We start from the raw sequence: 825 nt of genomic DNA, 5'->3' as shown, positions 1-825 counted from the left end.
TCCACCGACAGCGTCATCGCGCGCAACCACGGCCGGTCACCGCCGACCCGGGCGAGCAGCCAGTCGACGTAGACGTCCGGGGTGACGTCCAGCCACGCCGGCGGGACTTGGGCGAGCACCTCGCCCAGCAGGTCCGCCTGGACGAGTGGGGCGAGCTCCGCGTCCGCGGCTGTCAGGGCGTCGGCTCCGGGCAGCAGGACGTGCTCCTGCCAGCGCGGCAGCACCCGGTCGACCGCCCCGGCCGCCCCGGACCAGTTGTGGTGTACGTACAGCGCCGCGCCGTGGTCGATGAGCCAGAGCCGCCTGCCCCAGACGAGCAGGTTCGGGTTCCGCCACGACCTGTCCACGTTCAGGGTCAGCGCGTCCAGCCAGAGCACTCGGGCGGCGAGGGCCGGGTCGACCTGGAAGGCGAGTGGATCGTAGGTGATGGAACCGGGCAGGTAGTCCATGCCGAGGTTGCTGCCCGCGCTGGCTCGCAGCAGCTCCTGGATCTCCTGATCCGGCTCGGTCCGGCCAAGCTGCGGGTCGAGGTCGATCACGACCAGTTCGGGCACGGGCAACCCCAGCGCCCGGGCGAGTTCGCCCACTACGACCTCGGCGACGAGCGCCTTGGGACCCTGGCCCGCTCCCCGGAACTTCACCACCCACGTGCCGAGGTCGTCGCCCTCCATGAGGCCGGGCAGGCTGCCGCCCTCCCGCAGCGGGGTGGCGTAGCGGGTCGCCGTCACGGCACGCAACATACGGATCAGTGTGGGCGCTGGTGCTCCTGCCCGCGTCAGGGGGCCGGTTGGGCATGATCAACTAATTCATGCCGATGCCGATGCC

General features: G+C 71.4%; 1 protein-coding gene. It reads right to left on the bottom strand.

Annotated features, from left to right (window positions below; genetic code table 11):
* Nucleotides 1-740 (bottom strand): HipA family kinase (locus tag U9980_RS11305; RefSeq protein WP_322767874.1); only part of this gene is annotated, 740 nt, incomplete at its 3' end.
* Nucleotides 741-825 lie beyond the last annotated feature (85 nt).

Origin of the sequence: Protofrankia sp. Cr1 (genome assembly GCF_963555865.1) — a bacterium.
GTDB lineage: Bacteria > Actinomycetota > Actinomycetes > Frankiales > Frankiaceae > Protofrankia.
Note: the sequence above shows the minus strand (reverse complement) of the source record. Positions and strands in the feature narration are given on the sequence as shown.